Below are 15,993 nucleotides of genomic sequence, written 5' to 3' on the forward strand. Positions count from 1 at the left end.
GCAAGGATATTGGAGGATCATGTGAAACAGCATTTTTGGCGTGACGATGGGCCTCAGAATTGATGATAAATTGGTCGTTTATGCAAACTTGTCAAATTTGTCGGTTCTTCCACAGGACCCCCTTTACGGAAGAATTTCTAAAAGTGCTTCACAAAGAAGGTCTGATTTCGTTTTCTCAAATAGAACGCCGGTGGACGTGGCAACTCGATCAGATTCAAGCTCAGCAAATGACGGACAACCTGGTCGAATTGATGACCGCGAAGCTGAAAGAACTACCAAAGCAAACACTGGAGTTGCTTGAATTGGCAGCCTGTATAGGCAATCGCTTCCAGTTACGCAGCTTGGTGGTGGTGTCCCAGTCGCCTGCTGCCAATATTTCCAAACACCTGTTCACAGCCATGATCGAAGGGGTTATTGCACCTATTTCCGGTGCCTATCAGTTGCTTGAGCTTGATGGTTTAAAAACTGAGGATTTGACGGTTGAGTTCGCATTCGCGCACGACCGAATTCAGCAGGCGGCTTATTCTATTCTGGATAGAAACAAACGCAAAGAAGCGCATCTGAATATTGGGCGCCTTTTGCTGCCGGATCTGATTCTGTTTCAGAACAAAGATATCTTGTTTGAAGTGACCAACCATCTGAATCTTGGATCAGAGCTAATTCAGGACGAAGACGAGTTCATTCAATTGTGCCAGCTTAATATTCAAGCCGGTATGCGCGCCAAAAATTCAACAGCCTACCATGCGGCGCTGGATTACCTTAGCAAGGCGTTTTCTTTCACCAACGATCAATGGTGGGAGAGTCATTATGATATGAAGCTTTCTATTCATACTGATGCTGCTGAAGCAGCTTATCTTAGCCACCAGTTTGAAAAGCTGGATATGTTCATAGACCCCGGTTTGAAACACGCCCGTAGCCTTCTGGATAAAGTAGATCTGTATATTGTGTTGGCTTCAGCAATGGTAGCGCAAGGTAAACTCCGTGAAGCCGTCGATATGACTAAACCGGTTCTGGCGCAACTTGGTCATCCCTATCCAGCGTTCGCAACCAAGAAGCATGTCATAATTGAATTAATAAAACTACGTTGGGCGCTGCGCAATACCAGCATCGCACAAATTCTCAACTTGCCGGAAATGAGCGATGCCCAGCACATTGCTGCAAACGCGCTGGGCGCCCGGATTGCCAGGGCTGCGTTATTTGTTGAACCGAATCTTTTGCCGCTAATGGTGTTGTTTTCCGCCCGGGTGCAGTTAAAGTTCGGACACACCCCGGAAGCGGTTACCACCTGGGGTGTGTATGGAATGATCCAGGCCAGTGAGTTAGGAAAAGCGGATAAAGGTTTCGAATATGGACAGTTAGCGATGAAGCTGGTTGATCGCTATGAAAACTCCACATTGAGGGGGAGGGCGATCCATGTGTTCAATGGCATGGTGCGACACTGGAAGGAGCCGATTCGGAACTCGGTTGATCCGCTGTGGGATGCATATCGATTGAGCCTTGAAAACGGTGACTTCGAATACGCGGCGTTAGCCTTGTCTGTTCTGGCGGTGTATCAATTCGATACCGGTTTAGGCCTGAACCAGTGGCGTGAAAACCTAGAAGAAGTGCGTACCATTCTTAAGTCTCTGAACCAGGGTAATCAAACTCAATACATCGAAGCGCTGCAACAATTTTGCGACAACCTGACCGGCAAGGCGGATGATCCTTCGATTCTGTCGGGTGACTTTTATGACATTGAAAGCAGATACTCGCAGCACAAAGACATCAATGATGCTTCGCTACTTGTAGTTGATGAAGACTATTCCATTTTATTAAGCTATATGTTCGGTGACCACAAAACCGCTCTTAAACAACGCAAAAATGCCCAGGTAAGCCGGTTTAAATCCGGTGGCTTCTATCGCCCGGTGCGTTCATTTATGATTGATTCGCTGATCCGGCTTGCGAATATTGTTGATGAACCGAATACCAAAGTGAAACGTAAACTGATGAAGGCGGTAATAAGGAACCAAAAAGCCCTTAAAAAGCTTTCGATCAGTTGCCCGGATAATTATCAGAACAAATACGAATTGGTTGCTGCCGATTTACTCCGTGTTGAAGGCGACCATTTCGGCGCGCACGAACTCTACGACAAATCTGCAAAATTGGCCGCAGCTCAGGGCTTTATTCACGAGCAGGCACTTGCGGTAGAGTTATGCGGAGCCATGCACGCCCGTGCTGAGCGGGATACACTGGCTACCCCTTATCTGATACAAGCTTGTGAGCTTTATACTCGCTGGGGATCGCAGGCTAAAGTTGACGACATACACTATCGCTATCCGCACTTACTATCCCAGGCCACCAATACGGTAAAGAAATCAGCTGCGGGGACCACCACCGCGCATATGGCCAGTTTTGATATCACCTCATTAATGAAAGCGCTTAAGGCTATCGCAGAAGAAAAAATCCACAGCCGGATGGTGGAGGTTATTGTTGCTTCAGCCGTCGAGTTTGCCGGTGCTCAGCATGGAATTCTCATACTCAGAGATGCCGAGGGCAAGTATTTCATTGAGGGGGAGGCGGATGTAGACGGTGGCACTCCACGGATTTTGCAATCGCTTCCGGTGACGTCTGAAAACATCCCTCAGGCTCTCTTTCACTTTGTCACCCGCACCTTGAATTCCGTGGTTATACGGGATGCCCAACAACCCGTGGAAGAGATCCCGGGGTTGGAGCTGGACCAATATATTCAGGAAAATAAGGTTCGGTCAGTGCTGTGTTTGCCCATTGTAAGTGGCGGTGGCGATGAGAAAGAGCTTAACGGCGTTATCTATCTTGAAAACAATCTTGCCAGCGGAACGTTCACTCAGGAACGTTTCGACACACTTGAAATTATCGGAATGGCAGCCGCGGGTCGGCTGGAATTGTCCCGAAAGGCCGCATTCGATGGTTTAACCGGTTTGTTCAATCACGAATATTTTCAGAATATGCTCTCGCAGGAAATCGCCATTGCCATCCGGCATGAGCGTGAATTAGCACTGATTCTGGTTGATATCGACCATTTCAAAAAATTCAATGACAATTGGGGGCACCAACTCGGCGACCTGGTATTGAGAGAGGTTGCCCAGCTTATTAAAGCAACTTGCCGTACCAGCGATATCGTAGCTCGATATGGAGGAGAGGAAATGGTTGTAATTTTGCCCTCTACCGACATGGAATCCGCGCAGGATGTCGCTCAGCGGATAAGAGCCTGCATCGAAAGCCATCCTATTTCTCACGAAGGAAATTCACTTTCCGTTACCATCAGTTTGGGCTTATCGATGTTAAAAACTCCCAATGAGCCGAAAACCTCGTTAATCGAACGGGCCGATCAGGCGCTGTATCGTTCGAAAGAAAACGGTCGCAACCAGTTGACGATTGCTGATTAAGGCTGCTTATCAGGGTCGATATAGTCATGTATTTTGGCACGTTCTTCTGCTGAGAAAAATTCCCTATAAAGGCGATCCAATTGTTTACGTTTATCCTCCGCGACCATGGCAGCCTCAACCACCCAGCGGCGTTGCTCGTCATACTGTTGATAACGCTGTTGCCAATCTGAGTGATTGGCGTCGCTGCTTTTGTGTGCGGCGCTAAGAGCAAGTGCCTGCAATTTCAGATAATCTTTTAATTCCGGCGCAGAATCTACCAATCCCGTGATATCACTCAGTTCCTGCGGACTAGCGTCTGCTACAAAAAACACCCCATCATTCAGGTCCTGTTTGACTCGCCGCACGGCGTCACTGCGCTCGCTCTTGGACAATGATTCGTTGCCATCAATCCGAGCTATTGCCCCCAAAAACCGTTGATAGGCTTGTTCATCCCCATACAGACGAGAGTTCAGCTTTACCCCCAAAACCTGCTCTCGCAGATCAATGCTCTCTTCTACTGAAAGGCTGTCTAAATCGTTATTTTGTACTATTTGCTGATATTCAAAGTATCGTCCCACAACGTCCGACGCCTGTTCCCCGATTGCGCCCGGTAATACTTGCTTTAACATAGTCTGTATTTCGTTGATCTGGCCAGGATTGGCCTGATGACCCAATTTGTCAAACGCGGATTCCAGCAGTTTTCTTGCATCGAAATCCAGTATCAGTTGGTCACCTTGGTATTGAATTCTGCCGATCATATCGAGCACGCCTTTTCGGTGTAAGCCCGAAGCAGTTATGGTGGAGGAAGAGGCCGATAGTTCACCGTCAGCGTTTCTCGTGGTATCCACTTTTTCCCATTGCCAGATGTCTGATAGAGGTTGCTGGTCTGTGTCTGGCCTAGGTGTACCAGAGCTATCCGCATTGGATGGTACTCGTTCGCTTTGTTCTGGCCCGGAATGGAATATTCCGGCCAGAACAAAGCCCAGTAATAGGGCAGCAATTGCGATACCAGCCACCACCATTAATTTCAGTCTGTTATTCGTTTCGGATTTTGCTTTCAGTACCATTAACGTCGTCCGTAGCGGATGGACGGAGCTATGTAATCCATACAGCGCTCCGCCATCGCAGTAATCGTCAGAGTCGGATTGGCCACAGCAGACGCCCCCGGCATAATCGAACCATCCACAGCGTACAGTCCGCGATAACCTTTCAATCCACAATTCAGATCAGTCGCCTTGCCGAAGGGAACGCCGCCCAGTGGATGTACGGCTGTTTTCTGCGACGATTCCAACGGCAGGATATACGGTGTACCTGGCATCTGGGGGTCACTGTAGAGCTCTGTCACCCGGTTGTAGACATTTTCGGAGGCATCAGCGGGCCAATGCAATGCTACCGTATCATTTTTTGCATCATAATCGAAATTGCCGGTCCCTTGCGGGATACCGATACCGATGGTGAGCATTGCGCCAAAAAACGATGATAGCTGTGGATCCTGGGCAAAGACTGATGGCACGCGCTGAGATAAATTTTCCAAAACCACCGGGTTACCCGGTTCGCGGAAATCCGTAAGTTTCACTCCGGCAGGCCCACCTTGGCCAATTAAACCGTCGGCTGCAAAGCGCAGTTGCGAGGTATTGCCGTTATTATTCCACATCGTGCCCACGTGTCGATTTAGTTTGGGTAAGTCACCACGCTCTCGGGCCCTGACCAGTATTTTGGTTGTGCCTACCGAGCCCGCTGCCATGATTAAGTTGCGCGTGGTAAACGAAACCTCCTGTAGCGTGTTGTACTCCTCGTCCGTATGCACGGCTGTCACCGTGTAGAGATCGGCTTGCTCATCGTACTGAACGCTTTGAACGGTGTGTAACGCCCGCAAATCCACATTGCCGGTCGCAATCGCTTTTCCCAAATAGGCGTCGTCTTTATCCAGCGATTTCTTGGCGCCACTGTTGTTTCCGAACCAAACCTCTCCGAGAATGAACGCGGGTGTGCGTGCTCCGGCAATTTCTTCGCGCACTGCCTCCCAATCCACCATCAAAGGCGCAAATGCGCGTCCAAAGGTTTGGGTTTCAGGCACCTCCGGGTTCTCGTCCGGGTACCCCATTGCTGCGCCGAAACTCCACATAGCCTGAGAACTGGTATAGGCGTCGGTCATCAGGATATCCTGCGGCACCGGCGAGGCATCAAGCCGGCTTTCTGCACGTTCAAAGTAGCGTGTTTCCAGACTTTTCCAGATGCGTTGCATGTAAGGCAGTTCAGCGGGTGGAAAAGACAAATCCCAACCTTCTTTCGTGGGCCGGTAAGTGATCACATTGTTGACCAATGAACCTCCACCAACACCAGCGCCCACCATCACGTTGATGCCTTCAGCGATGACTTTTGGGGAATGGTCATAGGCATTCGGTTCACTATCGATCACTTCCAGTATTCCGGTATCAACTGCGCAGGGAATAGGGGGAATCAGGGTAAGGTAGAAATTCCCGCCGCAACGGGTGTCAAGCCAGGTCCCGCGGGAATCGGCCTGCTCGACAATGCTTTCAACAGTGGCAAAGGTCGCATCGGTTGCCGGGTCTTCAACTTTCCACCAACGGCCACGCTCCAGGACCAGAGTATCCACACCCCAATTTCCCAGATTCAGAGCAGCCACGGCACCACCGTATCCACTTCCCACTACAATGGCTTCGTAATCGGCTTTCGCTTTAGGGTAACGGGAATGAATCTTCCCGGTTGTTACGGGGCTTGCCTGAGTTACCGCTACAGGCGCAAACATAGCAAAGGCTATTAATGACTTTAGGTATACATGCATTTCCGTGTTCCTTGGATTTGATCAATCGCACTTCCGGGTGAATATAAAGGGTGTCTGGGTCGTTCTATTCAATCGGGTGAATAGTAAGTAAACCCGCAAAACAATAAAGTGGTTGATGCCCTTTATAATGCAACTGGCCAACTTAACCTCTACTATTGGCCACATTGTACTGAGAGTCGGTGCATCGGATTGACGAAGGTGGTGGTTGCTAAAATGGCGGAATTTAGATCAATGATCGGGCTTTATAATCCCAAGGGTTCTGAAAACGTAGGCAGTGTAATGCGCGCCGCTGGATGTTATGTGGCGAATGCAGTCTATTACACCGGTCAACGCTATGATCGGGCTGCGCGGTTTAGTACTGACACCCAGAACATACGCAGTCAGATCCCGCTGATTCCGGTTGACGATTTAGTGCTGGCAGCGGAAGAGGGCGTATCGATTGTATGTGTGGAATTAGCATTGGGCGCCATCCCGCTGCCGCAATTTCGACATCCGCAGCGAGCACTGTATTTGTTCGGTCCGGAAGACGGGACCTTGCCGCAGTCCGTTATTGACCGGGCAGACGCAACGGTATTCATACCCACTAGCGGGTGTATGAACCTGGCGGCGACGGTTAATGTTTTACTCTATGACCGCATGAGCAAATTCGCGCAGTCCGACGACTATGAGTCGCTGATTAAAAAAAGCAGAGATACCAATAACAGGGTGCGCGCCCGCTAATTCTCTTTTTACCCGGTTCTCTATGCATTGTGAAAGCAATACGGTGGACTTTTCGCTAGCAAATGCGTAATTCAATACCTACAATGCGGACTTGAACACGGCATAGATCGAACAGTTTGGGTTTGAACTTGGCTTGAAACGGATGGGCGCAACCATGGCACAATACCGTACAACTCGAAATCATAATTTGTCTTCTGCGCTGTCATCTAAACGGTGCGCCATACTTTTTCCGGTTCTGGTTACAATCTCGGCTTGTGAAATGCTGCCGGTTCAGAAGCATTCAGGGACGCCGCAGCCCGGGTCTCAGCGAAGTCTGGCGTCTTTCGCTTTAGCGACGGATGAGCAAGCATGTTATGACCGAGCGACCGAGCCTTACACCGCCATAATCGATGGGCATTTTCATCCTCAGCCATTCGGCGGAGCGCCTATCGAGACTCAAGAGATGTTCACGTACTTTAACAAGCTCGGTATCCGTTTCGTGAATTACTTCGGTATTGGCCAGGTGCTGGAATTGAAATCCGGTTGTACCTACTACCTGGATTGTCCGGGCATTGCAGCTCAGCCGAGCATAAAGAATGATTTTATAAACGGTATGGATTCAGTGGAATACCCGCATCCCAATCTCCATATCACCTTGTCCATGACCTTTCCCGATCTGGCGCATCCTGAAGATATTGTTAAAACAATCCAGCTTTACGATAAGGAATTCCCCGGCATGTTCAAATGGGCCGGTGAACTTAATGTTATGAAGCAAGCCCTATTAGCCAACAAACATGAGCCGGCCACCCTGACCAGTATTGATGGCTGGGCTCCGTTTATGCAGCTATTACGCGAGCGCAATATTCCTGTCACATTGCACTCTGATCTGGGTAACAACGATAATCCTACCGAATTTCTGTTTTTGATGCAGCATGTGCTTGAAACCTATCCTGATAATAAAATCGTATGGGCTCATATGGGCCTGTCGAAAGAATTGACCTCAATGGATCCTAATAAACACGTTGCGATCATGAAAGATTTGCTCGATCGCTACCCAGCGTTGATGCTTGATATTTCCTGGGATGTCCTGTTTAACGCATATCATCAGTGGGGCGATATCTTTATTGCATTTTTCAACGAGTATTCCACCCGCATTCTTCCCGGATCCGATTTCGTCGCCGCTAGCACGAAAGATTTCAATCAATATGCAAAAGAATTTGATATCACTAGTCGCGCGTTGAAAGCAATTGACGACGAAGCGTTTCGTAATATCGCCCTGGGGGAAAATTATTTCCGATTATTAGGGCTGAATTATCACGCGCCTGCAATTTGCGAAACAGCGGCTGATGAACCTGCGAAATAGAGTAAAACGGAATAAAAATGAAAAAACTGAAAGTGATGAGCGGGTTCGCGATATTAAGTCTGTCTTTACCTGCAGCAAACGTTGCTAACGCGGACTCGCAGTCAACCACCGTCGAGCGAGAGCTTGAGCAGTTAAAAGCAGATCGCGATCAACTTTCGGAGCAGAATAAACGTTTCGAGCGGCGCATCGAGGCACTTGAACAACAAGCCCGGCAAGAAGCCGGAGTGCAACAGGCGGACACGGAATTTCGGGGACAGTACGAACCCGGGAAAGGTTTTGTATTAGCACGCACACCTGTGGGTGAAGTGGATTTCAGTGCGTTCACCTATGTTCGCTATCTTAACCAACGAGCACTGAATGATACTTACACAGACCGCTTCGGCCGTTCGTCCACGTTGGATCTACGCAACGACATTCAATTCCAAAAACTGACGTTGAATTTCAAAGGCTGGTTATTCGATCCCAAATTTCGCTATTTATTCTATACCTGGACCTCTAATACCAGTCAGGGTGATCCGGCCCAAGTCGTCGTTGCGGGTAATCTGGGGTACAGTTTTAATGAAGGGTTGTCACTTTATGCCGGTATCGGTGCTTTACCCAGTACCCGTTCGACCAACTATACGTTCCCTAACTGGCTGAAAAACGATCACCGCTCTATCGCCGATGAATTTTTCCGCGGATCTTATACCTCGGGTATCTGGGCGTCTGGGGAGATTATGCCGGGCTTGAACTATCGCGCAATGTTGGGCAATAACTTAAGTCAACTCGGCGTTAATGCTTCCCAGCTCGATGATGGATTCAATACCTTTTCAGGCGCGATTTGGTGGATGCCAACCACCGGCGAATACGGTCCGGGGCAGGGAATCGGTGATTATGAATTTCACCAAGTCTTTGCCACCCAAATTGGCATACACTTTACTCGCAGCCGCGAAGATGCTCAGGCCCAGCCAGGAACAGAGGGGTTTGAAAATGCCCAGATCCGTTTATCGGACGGCACACTGATTTTTGGCAACGATCCGTTCCAGACAGGCGGAATGATTCGGCAAGCGACTTATAAAATGTTGGCATTAAACGCGGGCTTTAAATATAGGGGCTGGTCATTGGAAGGGGAGTATTATCATCGATGGGTGGATGATTTCCAGACAGTAGGCATGATTCCGGTAACCGAGTTAGACGATCAGGGTTATCAAGTGCAGGGCTCAGCCATGGTGATTCCAAAAGCACTCCAAGCCTATGTAGAGTATTCACAAATACTCGGTGAATATGGTGACCCGTATGATTTTACGCTGGGTGTGAACTGGTTTCCGATGAAACGAAAAGAACTTCGTTTCAGTTTGCAGGCGTTATACCTGAAAGATTCTCCAGTGGGGTACAGTAGTGTCCCGTTTGCGGTTGGCGGTAACGGTTGGGTATTTAATACAGACCTGACAGTGGCATTCTGATTCATTTTTTTTTCATAGCCGCCACCATATCCTGAGCACCTTCACCCCACCGGGAAATCACTCGCAGTGCATGAGCAAAGGGTACATCCACTTCATGCACCCGGTGCCGTTCGTATACAAACACCGCACCGGCCAGCGGGGTGGGTACCGAAGGCACGAAAACGGTGTAACGGCCATCTGTCAATTCTTCGATGATAAACACCGGCATCAGAGCACTGTCATCGGTTTCCACCAATGCCGGTTTCCAGGTTTCCTCATCGCTTTCACCGGCCAGCCGTTGCGTGAAGCCGCGGAACATAGCGTAACCTGGAATACGTTCGAATAACGCACTTTCCAGTTTATAGCGTGCCCGCATACCCAACCCAGTGCGAAGGGCGGTGCCGATGATAAAGGTAATAATCAGTAGCACCGCTAACGCAAAAGCGGTTTTGGATTGCAGATACACTGGTAAGATCTCGATAACAGGATGGAGAAGCTGCCCGAGCGAATGGAGGGCTTTTAGTAGAAGCAATATGGATAAATAGACTGGCGCTATGACTAACAAACCTATTCCTATGCTGGTCATTACATGCTTATAGGCTGCATTCATTGTTCTTATCCCTTCGTCTAATCTTCGATAATACGTGCACGCACATATTGACCCGAGCCAGCGTTGAATGCCAGGATTCAATGCTCATCGGGTGTTATCGCTACTCTGAAGCGCACACGGTCTGATTAGGCGGATCGTATATTATTGATAAGTACACTGACGGCGTTTATGGAACACGTCCGATAACCTTGACACTTCCATTCAGGTCTTCGCTATCGACATAACCGATTGCATTGAGATTACTTTGTACTGCCTGCAATACACCAGCGGCGCTCTCAACAGTTTGGGGTGGTGTGGCACGACCGGTAAATAAAAGCTTGGCCCAATAGGCATTTACTTCGGCTACGCTTTTATCAACCAACTCTCGGTAAAACGTTATACGGGTGGCGGATTCCGGTGACTGATCCAGCCGCAGCACCAAGCTGCCATCCGGGAAATACAGATTGCGCCCCATATACAGATCCACCAACTCGCGAGAGCTTAATTGCTCGACCGGATTTGCGGCATTCACCACAACCACGATGTCGGCACTGGCGCTTACTGTCAGCAGCAGCCCGAAGGTCAATGAGATTATTTGCTTTAGCCGCGTCGTCATTAAAAAATACAATTCAGGTTAATGGAAAATGTATACACTTTTTTATCTTGGGTGGGGATGTTTCTGGTATCCCACAGGCTGAATCCTTTCTGCCCAACCCACGAATGGTCGAGTTGCACCTTTAGTGCGGTATCGTATCGAATATCCCAGCGCATACCGGCCGTGAGCGTAGTCTGATCCGTATTAAGAGCGTCATAGACCGATTGAACTCCCTGCTGAATGGCCACCAACTGGCCGGAGATCTGGGGGGCTGACGGTAGGACCGGTGCATCCGGTGCCTGCTTGGCGTCTTCCTGCACCTGGCCTCCAGAGATCATTAGATACGGGGTGAACGCCTGCACCTTATAGCCTGCGCTAACATAGGCTTGAAGCGTGGAGGGGTAAAGATTCAATTTGGGATCAGTACGGCTGATTTCCGCCTGGATTTGCCAGGGATTACTATTATATGCAAGCCCTGCAGCGTAATAAAAAATGTGTGAGTTTGACACGTAGAAATCATCAAGCACCCGACTCACTTCCGGCCAAATAGGCGATACCTGCTGAAGTATATTCGCCAGGGGGGCTGACCCCGGAAAAAACCCGCCCTTTTCGCCGACCTGTGTATCCGAGGCGTTTAACTTAAACTGCCATCGGTCCGACTCCCAGCTCAGGGTAGCGGCTATGATATTCCTAGCCTCAATATCAACCAGATTACCCAAAATATTGAACGTGCACGCCGTGTTACCATAAGCGATCTTGCCTGTCAGCGTACCGCCGCCAAATCCGCCGGCCCAGGCTATATCGCCGCCGTTAAAGCCGGTAAATGTCAGGGGGGCATAGAATTCGATTGGCGGGCGCGTCCATAGATACGCAAAGCCGACATTGCGATAGTCAGATAACATGAAGAGATCGTATCCGATCCGGCCAGCCCGGACTGTCCAGTTCGGATTCAGGCGATAGCGTAAAAATGCCCACTCCACGCTGTTTTCAAGACTGTCTTCAGTGCGGTCCTTTCCCACCAACTGTACTGCTCCGCCGAATTGGTCGTTCACAGTCACATCAAACTGTACGCCCACCAGAGAATCTGCCGCGATAGACCAATCACCATCGAACACACCTTCACGATCCAGGTCCCGGTGAAAACCAAGGTCTTCATCACCGGATTTGGTCACACCAAGTGTAGCGAACCCACTGAATCTAAAGTGTTTTATACCTACGCTATTCGATGCACTTGCGACGCCGCTGAGACATAATACGGTCCACAGTATCATCAGCGAACGCAGGCGCTGAGCTGAAATCATGCAAAAAGCCCTTCATGGCGGGTTTGGTGTTTAATGGAGAAGCCGTATTAATGAGCTTAGCAGCGGAATGGGTAATGCGTTGGTCACAAGGTTGAGGTTGTGTAATTTTTAGTTACATGCGTAACCGCCTCACGGAAGGTCAAATCCGCGAGAACCTCACACCACAATTAGCGCCTGGGGATTTGCCGGAATGGCGAGTGAATTGCATTGTTTAATCGCTTGCAGGGAAGACCGGTTGAGACTGCGCAATTTTAAATAGAAAAAATTACCTGAACCGACTTGTCTGGGAATACAATCGGGCACCCACACCGGGAAACAACCGGACGATCATTCGAAAACAGGAGAAAAAATCAGTGAACAGCAACCCCGATGTAAAGGTTGACGACACCAGGATATTCATCTGGGTTCTAATCGCTACCTCAATTGCGTTTGTTTGGGTTTTATTGCCTTTTGCCTCACCTATACTTTGGGCTTGCATTTTATCCGTTATTTTTTACCCGCTGCATCGGCGCTTGGTCTCGTTATTCCGCGGTTCAAAGAATCTGGCTGCCGTCACGACGATTGTAATCTCTCTGGTCATTCTGATTATCCCACTTTCGTTCATTCTTACCTCGCTGATCTCTGAAACATCCGATCTGTATAAGCGATTTGAATCCGGTGAAATTAAAACCAGCGAATACCTGGATCAAATCACTAAGGCTTTTCCGATCGCTAAGGAAGAACTGGCAAAGTACAACATCAGCATTGATGAAATTAAGCAGCAACTTAACTCGGTGATTTCATCGGGTGCCAATATTATTACCAAACAATCCCTCAAATTTGGTCAAAATACGCTGTCCTTTTTGCTCAATCTGGGCCTTATGTTGTATCTGGCTTACTATCTGTTGCGGGATGGTCCAAAGATCATTAACTGGATCAAAATCGCATTTCCTATGGATGATGATAGAGAATCCCATTTGTTTGCCAAGTTTTCCGAAGTCTCCCGGGCGACCGTGAAGGGTAATTTGGTGGTTGGTTTAATTCAGGGCGGATTAGGCGGTTTTATTTTTTGGGTAATAGGAATCCAGCCGGCAATTCTGTGGGCTGCTGTTATGGCGATCACCTCTCTGATTCCTGCCGTTGGAACCGGTCTGATCTGGGCGCCGGTGGCCATCTACTTGTTGGCGATAGGCGATTATATTGAAGGCGTGGGCTTGATCGCGTTCGGTGTGTTCGTGATCGGATTGGTGGATAATCTGCTGCGGCCCGTCTTGGTGGGGCGCGATACCAAGCTGCCAGACTATATAGTGCTGTTTTCTACACTGGGCGGTATTGGGTTGGTAGGTCTCCAGGGGTTTGTAGTGGGGCCGTTAATTGCAGCGTTGTTCTTCACCCTGTGGAACATGTTCGTGCTGGAATTTAATCCTGCGGGGGCAAAGAAAATTGCTATTGAAGACGACGTTGCCGAGTGGGAAGAGCGCGCAGAGAATAATACGCCCTCTGAGCCGCCCTCCGGTGATTAGGAAGTTCATCAGCGTGAATCAAACTTGGCTTTCCGTTGCCGTTAAGCTGAGTTTCGCGCTGGGGGCCTGGCCTGATTTGTCTTCGCCGAAATACAGTGTCTGATGGGGGAATGGAATCTCGATGCCGCGCTCGTCAAACGCCATTTTCATGCGGCGATTGAATTCGCGTCCCACCGACCATTGTTCGATCGGACGGGTCTTGATTCTGGCTTTGATCACTACCGCACTGTCGGCAAAATTATCCAGTCCGAAAATTTCCAGCGGTTCCAGAATTTTTTGCTTGAATTTTTCGTCCTGCCTCAGCTCCTTGTCGATGTCCTGGAGGCACTGCATGACTTCATCGATATTCTCGCGGTAAGCAACGCCTATGTCCATCAGGTAATAACTGAACTCCTTGGTAAGATTATCGACCACAGCGATCTCGCCAAAAGGTACGGTATGAACAGTCCCGTCCAGCGCACGCAGTTGGATTTTACGGATTGTTATCTTTTCCACCAATCCGCTGCGATCACCCACCCGCACAACATCGCCGATTTGCACCAAATCTTCAAAAATAATGGTCATACCGGTGATAAAGTCTTTAAACAAGGTTTGCGCTCCAAAACCAATCGCAATACCCAAAACTCCGGCGCCGGCCAAAAGCGGCATCACGTTGATTCCCAATTCGGCCAAAATGACCAGAACACCGAGGACACTCAACACAGCAAGACAGATATTACGCACGACCGGAATCAACGTTTTCATTCTGGCATTGCCCACGACTCGCTTGGTATACGAGAGGTATTCAGTAACCGCGTTGACTCCCTCCCAGACAGTGATAAATAACAACACCACAAATAACAATTGCACTAACTGGGCGGAAATTTCCATAAATTTGAAGCCGGGAAACACGTGCTGAACGCTCAGATTAAACGTTTGGTCCAACGCGATGAAAAACGTGACAAGCGCCAGAAAATAAACAAACCATCGCTGGGTTAAAAAATACAGGTCAAATCGGGTTGGGCTTAGATGTAATTTTTTTCTCATCGGGTCGAATGAACGATCAAACTTTCTGGACAGCCAGCCGTTTAACAACACCAAAACCACCAGTCCAATGGCAACAAGGGCGAGGCGGATTATTCCACCTGCTGTAGAATCACTTAACCCGTAATCTTCCAATGCCACCATAATACTGTCCAGAACCGAGCCACTCCGTCGTTCCAAATCTAACGCGTCGAGTAAAGGGAAGGAATCTGCTGATTCATCCCTTTGCCGAGCCGCTTGCAGGGTCTTCAGATTATCGATAAATCGTTGGCGCTCCTGTTCTGTTTCAAGAGTAGAGATCAGTTGATCGAGATTATCCACCGAAAGGGTATTGGAGCCAGCCGCAACCGCTTGTTGTTGAGGCTGGTCGTGTGCCGTGCTATCCGCTGCCGCGAAGACGGGCTCAATAGTGAAGAGTAGAGAGAAAACAAAAAACAGACTTGCGATATTCATCGCTTTGATTTTCATATAATGGTATCCCTGATACAGACTGATTGTAAAGCAATTGCACATTATGCTGGACCGAAACGGCTGGTACCCGTCATTCAATAGTTATGCCACTCTAAAACCGTGCAGCCATGGCTACCAGCCGTCGATTCTTGCAATTTTTACATGGTCGGTTGCAGAAATTACGTAACTACGCCTTCACAAGCTGAAGGTCTACCGCAAACGGCGGGGTCGCAGAACGCCTTATTCGCATTTAAAAATCCGTTGCCTGGAAGGTATACTAGGCGGGTTTCCGACTACACAACCAATACATAATCAATAGGAAGACATTTATGAACCGTCCTTTCAAGGTGCTGGGTGTTCAGCAAATCGCCATCGGGGGCCCCTCCAAAGACAAACTTAAAACCCTGTGGGTTGATATGCTGGGGCTCGATATTACAGGTACGTTTGTGTCCGAACGTGAAAATGTGGATGAGGATATCTGCGCCATTGGTACGGGTCCTTTCAAAGTTGAGGTCGATTTGATGGAGCCAGTTGACCCGCAGAAAAAGCCCGCCGTCCATACCACACCGCTGAATCACATTGGGCTATGGATTGACGATTTGCCTACTGCGGTGGAATGGCTGACCGGAAAAGGGGTTCGTTTCGCCCCGGGTGGCATTCGCAAGGGCGCCGCCGGATTTGATATCACATTTCTGCACCCTAAGGCCAATGACGAGTTTCCGATCGCGGGAGAGGGCGTGTTGATCGAGCTGGTTCAGGCGCCCCAAGAAGTGATTGATGCTTTTGCCAAGTTAGCGGCGCAATAAAATTAACAGGATATGCCCGGGCGAATGTCTCTCCCGGGTCTCTCCGAATTTGATG

12 protein-coding genes are annotated in these 15,993 nt (G+C 49.0%); 6 read left to right on the plus strand and 6 right to left on the minus strand.

What is annotated here, in order from left to right; all coding sequences use genetic code 11:
- Positions 1-143: 143 nt before the first annotated feature.
- Positions 144-3,404, plus strand: coding sequence for a diguanylate cyclase (locus tag FT643_RS23910; protein WP_198043568.1), 3,261 nt, complete (start codon positions 144-146; stop codon positions 3,402-3,404).
- Here FT643_RS23910 and FT643_RS14795 read toward each other — a convergent pair.
- Positions 3,401-4,450, minus strand: a complete 1,050-nt coding sequence (locus FT643_RS14795) for a lipase secretion chaperone (protein WP_156872194.1) — start codon at positions 4,448-4,450, stop codon at positions 3,401-3,403. The two genes, FT643_RS23910 and FT643_RS14795, sit on opposite strands and share 4 nt — an antisense overlap.
- Positions 4,450-6,189 carry a GMC oxidoreductase gene (locus FT643_RS14800; protein WP_156872195.1) on the minus strand — a complete coding sequence of 580 codons (1,740 nt, stop codon included), beginning with the start codon at positions 6,187-6,189 and terminating at the stop codon, positions 4,450-4,452. The genes FT643_RS14795 and FT643_RS14800 overlap by 1 nt, the downstream gene beginning before the upstream one ends.
- A 213-nt stretch (positions 6,190-6,402) precedes the next feature.
- Between FT643_RS14800 and FT643_RS14805 the strand changes: the two genes are divergently transcribed.
- The 3 genes from FT643_RS14805 to FT643_RS14815 all read left to right on the plus strand — a co-directional run bounded on the left by FT643_RS14805 (position 6,403) and on the right by FT643_RS14815 (position 9,693).
- Positions 6,403-6,909, plus strand: coding sequence for an RNA methyltransferase (locus tag FT643_RS14805; RefSeq protein WP_156872196.1), 507 nt, complete (start codon positions 6,403-6,405; stop codon positions 6,907-6,909).
- A gap of 259 nt (positions 6,910-7,168) precedes the next feature.
- A complete protein-coding gene (locus FT643_RS14810; RefSeq protein ID WP_156872197.1) occupies positions 7,169-8,251 on the plus strand; it encodes an amidohydrolase family protein in 1,083 nt (360 codons plus the stop codon).
- 17 nt (positions 8,252-8,268) lie between these two features.
- Entirely contained in the window at positions 8,269-9,693 is a 1,425-nt protein-coding gene (locus FT643_RS14815; RefSeq protein ID WP_156872198.1) for a hypothetical protein, read from the plus strand.
- Between the two features lies 1 nt (position 9,694).
- Here the strand turns inward: FT643_RS14815 and FT643_RS14820 are convergent, their stop codons facing one another.
- The 3 genes from FT643_RS14820 to FT643_RS14830 form a co-directional block, all read right to left on the minus strand.
- Positions 9,695-10,282: a DUF502 domain-containing protein gene (locus FT643_RS14820; protein ID WP_198043570.1), complete on the minus strand. Its 588-nt coding sequence runs from the start codon at positions 10,280-10,282 to the stop codon at positions 9,695-9,697.
- A 166-nt stretch (positions 10,283-10,448) separates the two neighbouring features.
- Positions 10,449-10,877: a hypothetical protein gene (locus FT643_RS14825; protein WP_198043571.1), complete on the minus strand. Its 429-nt coding sequence runs from the start codon at positions 10,875-10,877 to the stop codon at positions 10,449-10,451.
- Positions 10,877-12,157 (minus strand): hypothetical protein, encoded by a 1,281-nt coding sequence (locus FT643_RS14830; protein WP_156872199.1) that lies wholly within the window; start codon positions 12,155-12,157, stop codon positions 10,877-10,879. Before FT643_RS14830 ends, FT643_RS14825 begins: the two co-directional genes overlap by 1 nt.
- 353 nt (positions 12,158-12,510) lie before the next feature.
- Between FT643_RS14830 and FT643_RS14835 the strand changes: the two genes are divergently transcribed.
- Entirely contained in the window at positions 12,511-13,659 is a 1,149-nt protein-coding gene (locus FT643_RS14835; protein WP_198043572.1) for an AI-2E family transporter, read from the plus strand.
- Positions 13,660-13,677: 18 nt separating this feature from the next.
- Here FT643_RS14835 and FT643_RS14840 read toward each other — a convergent pair whose 3' ends face one another.
- A complete protein-coding gene (locus tag FT643_RS14840; protein ID WP_198043573.1) occupies positions 13,678-15,150 on the minus strand; it encodes a mechanosensitive ion channel family protein in 1,473 nt (490 codons plus the stop codon).
- Between the two features lie 311 nt (positions 15,151-15,461).
- Between FT643_RS14840 and FT643_RS14845 the strand changes: the two genes are divergently transcribed.
- Positions 15,462-15,938, plus strand: a complete 477-nt coding sequence (locus tag FT643_RS14845; RefSeq protein WP_156872202.1) for a VOC family protein — start codon at positions 15,462-15,464, stop codon at positions 15,936-15,938.
- Positions 15,939-15,993: the final 55 nt, after the last annotated feature.

Origin of the sequence: Ketobacter sp. MCCC 1A13808, from assembly GCF_009746715.1 — a bacterium.
Classification (GTDB): domain Bacteria; phylum Pseudomonadota; class Gammaproteobacteria; order Pseudomonadales; family Ketobacteraceae; genus Ketobacter.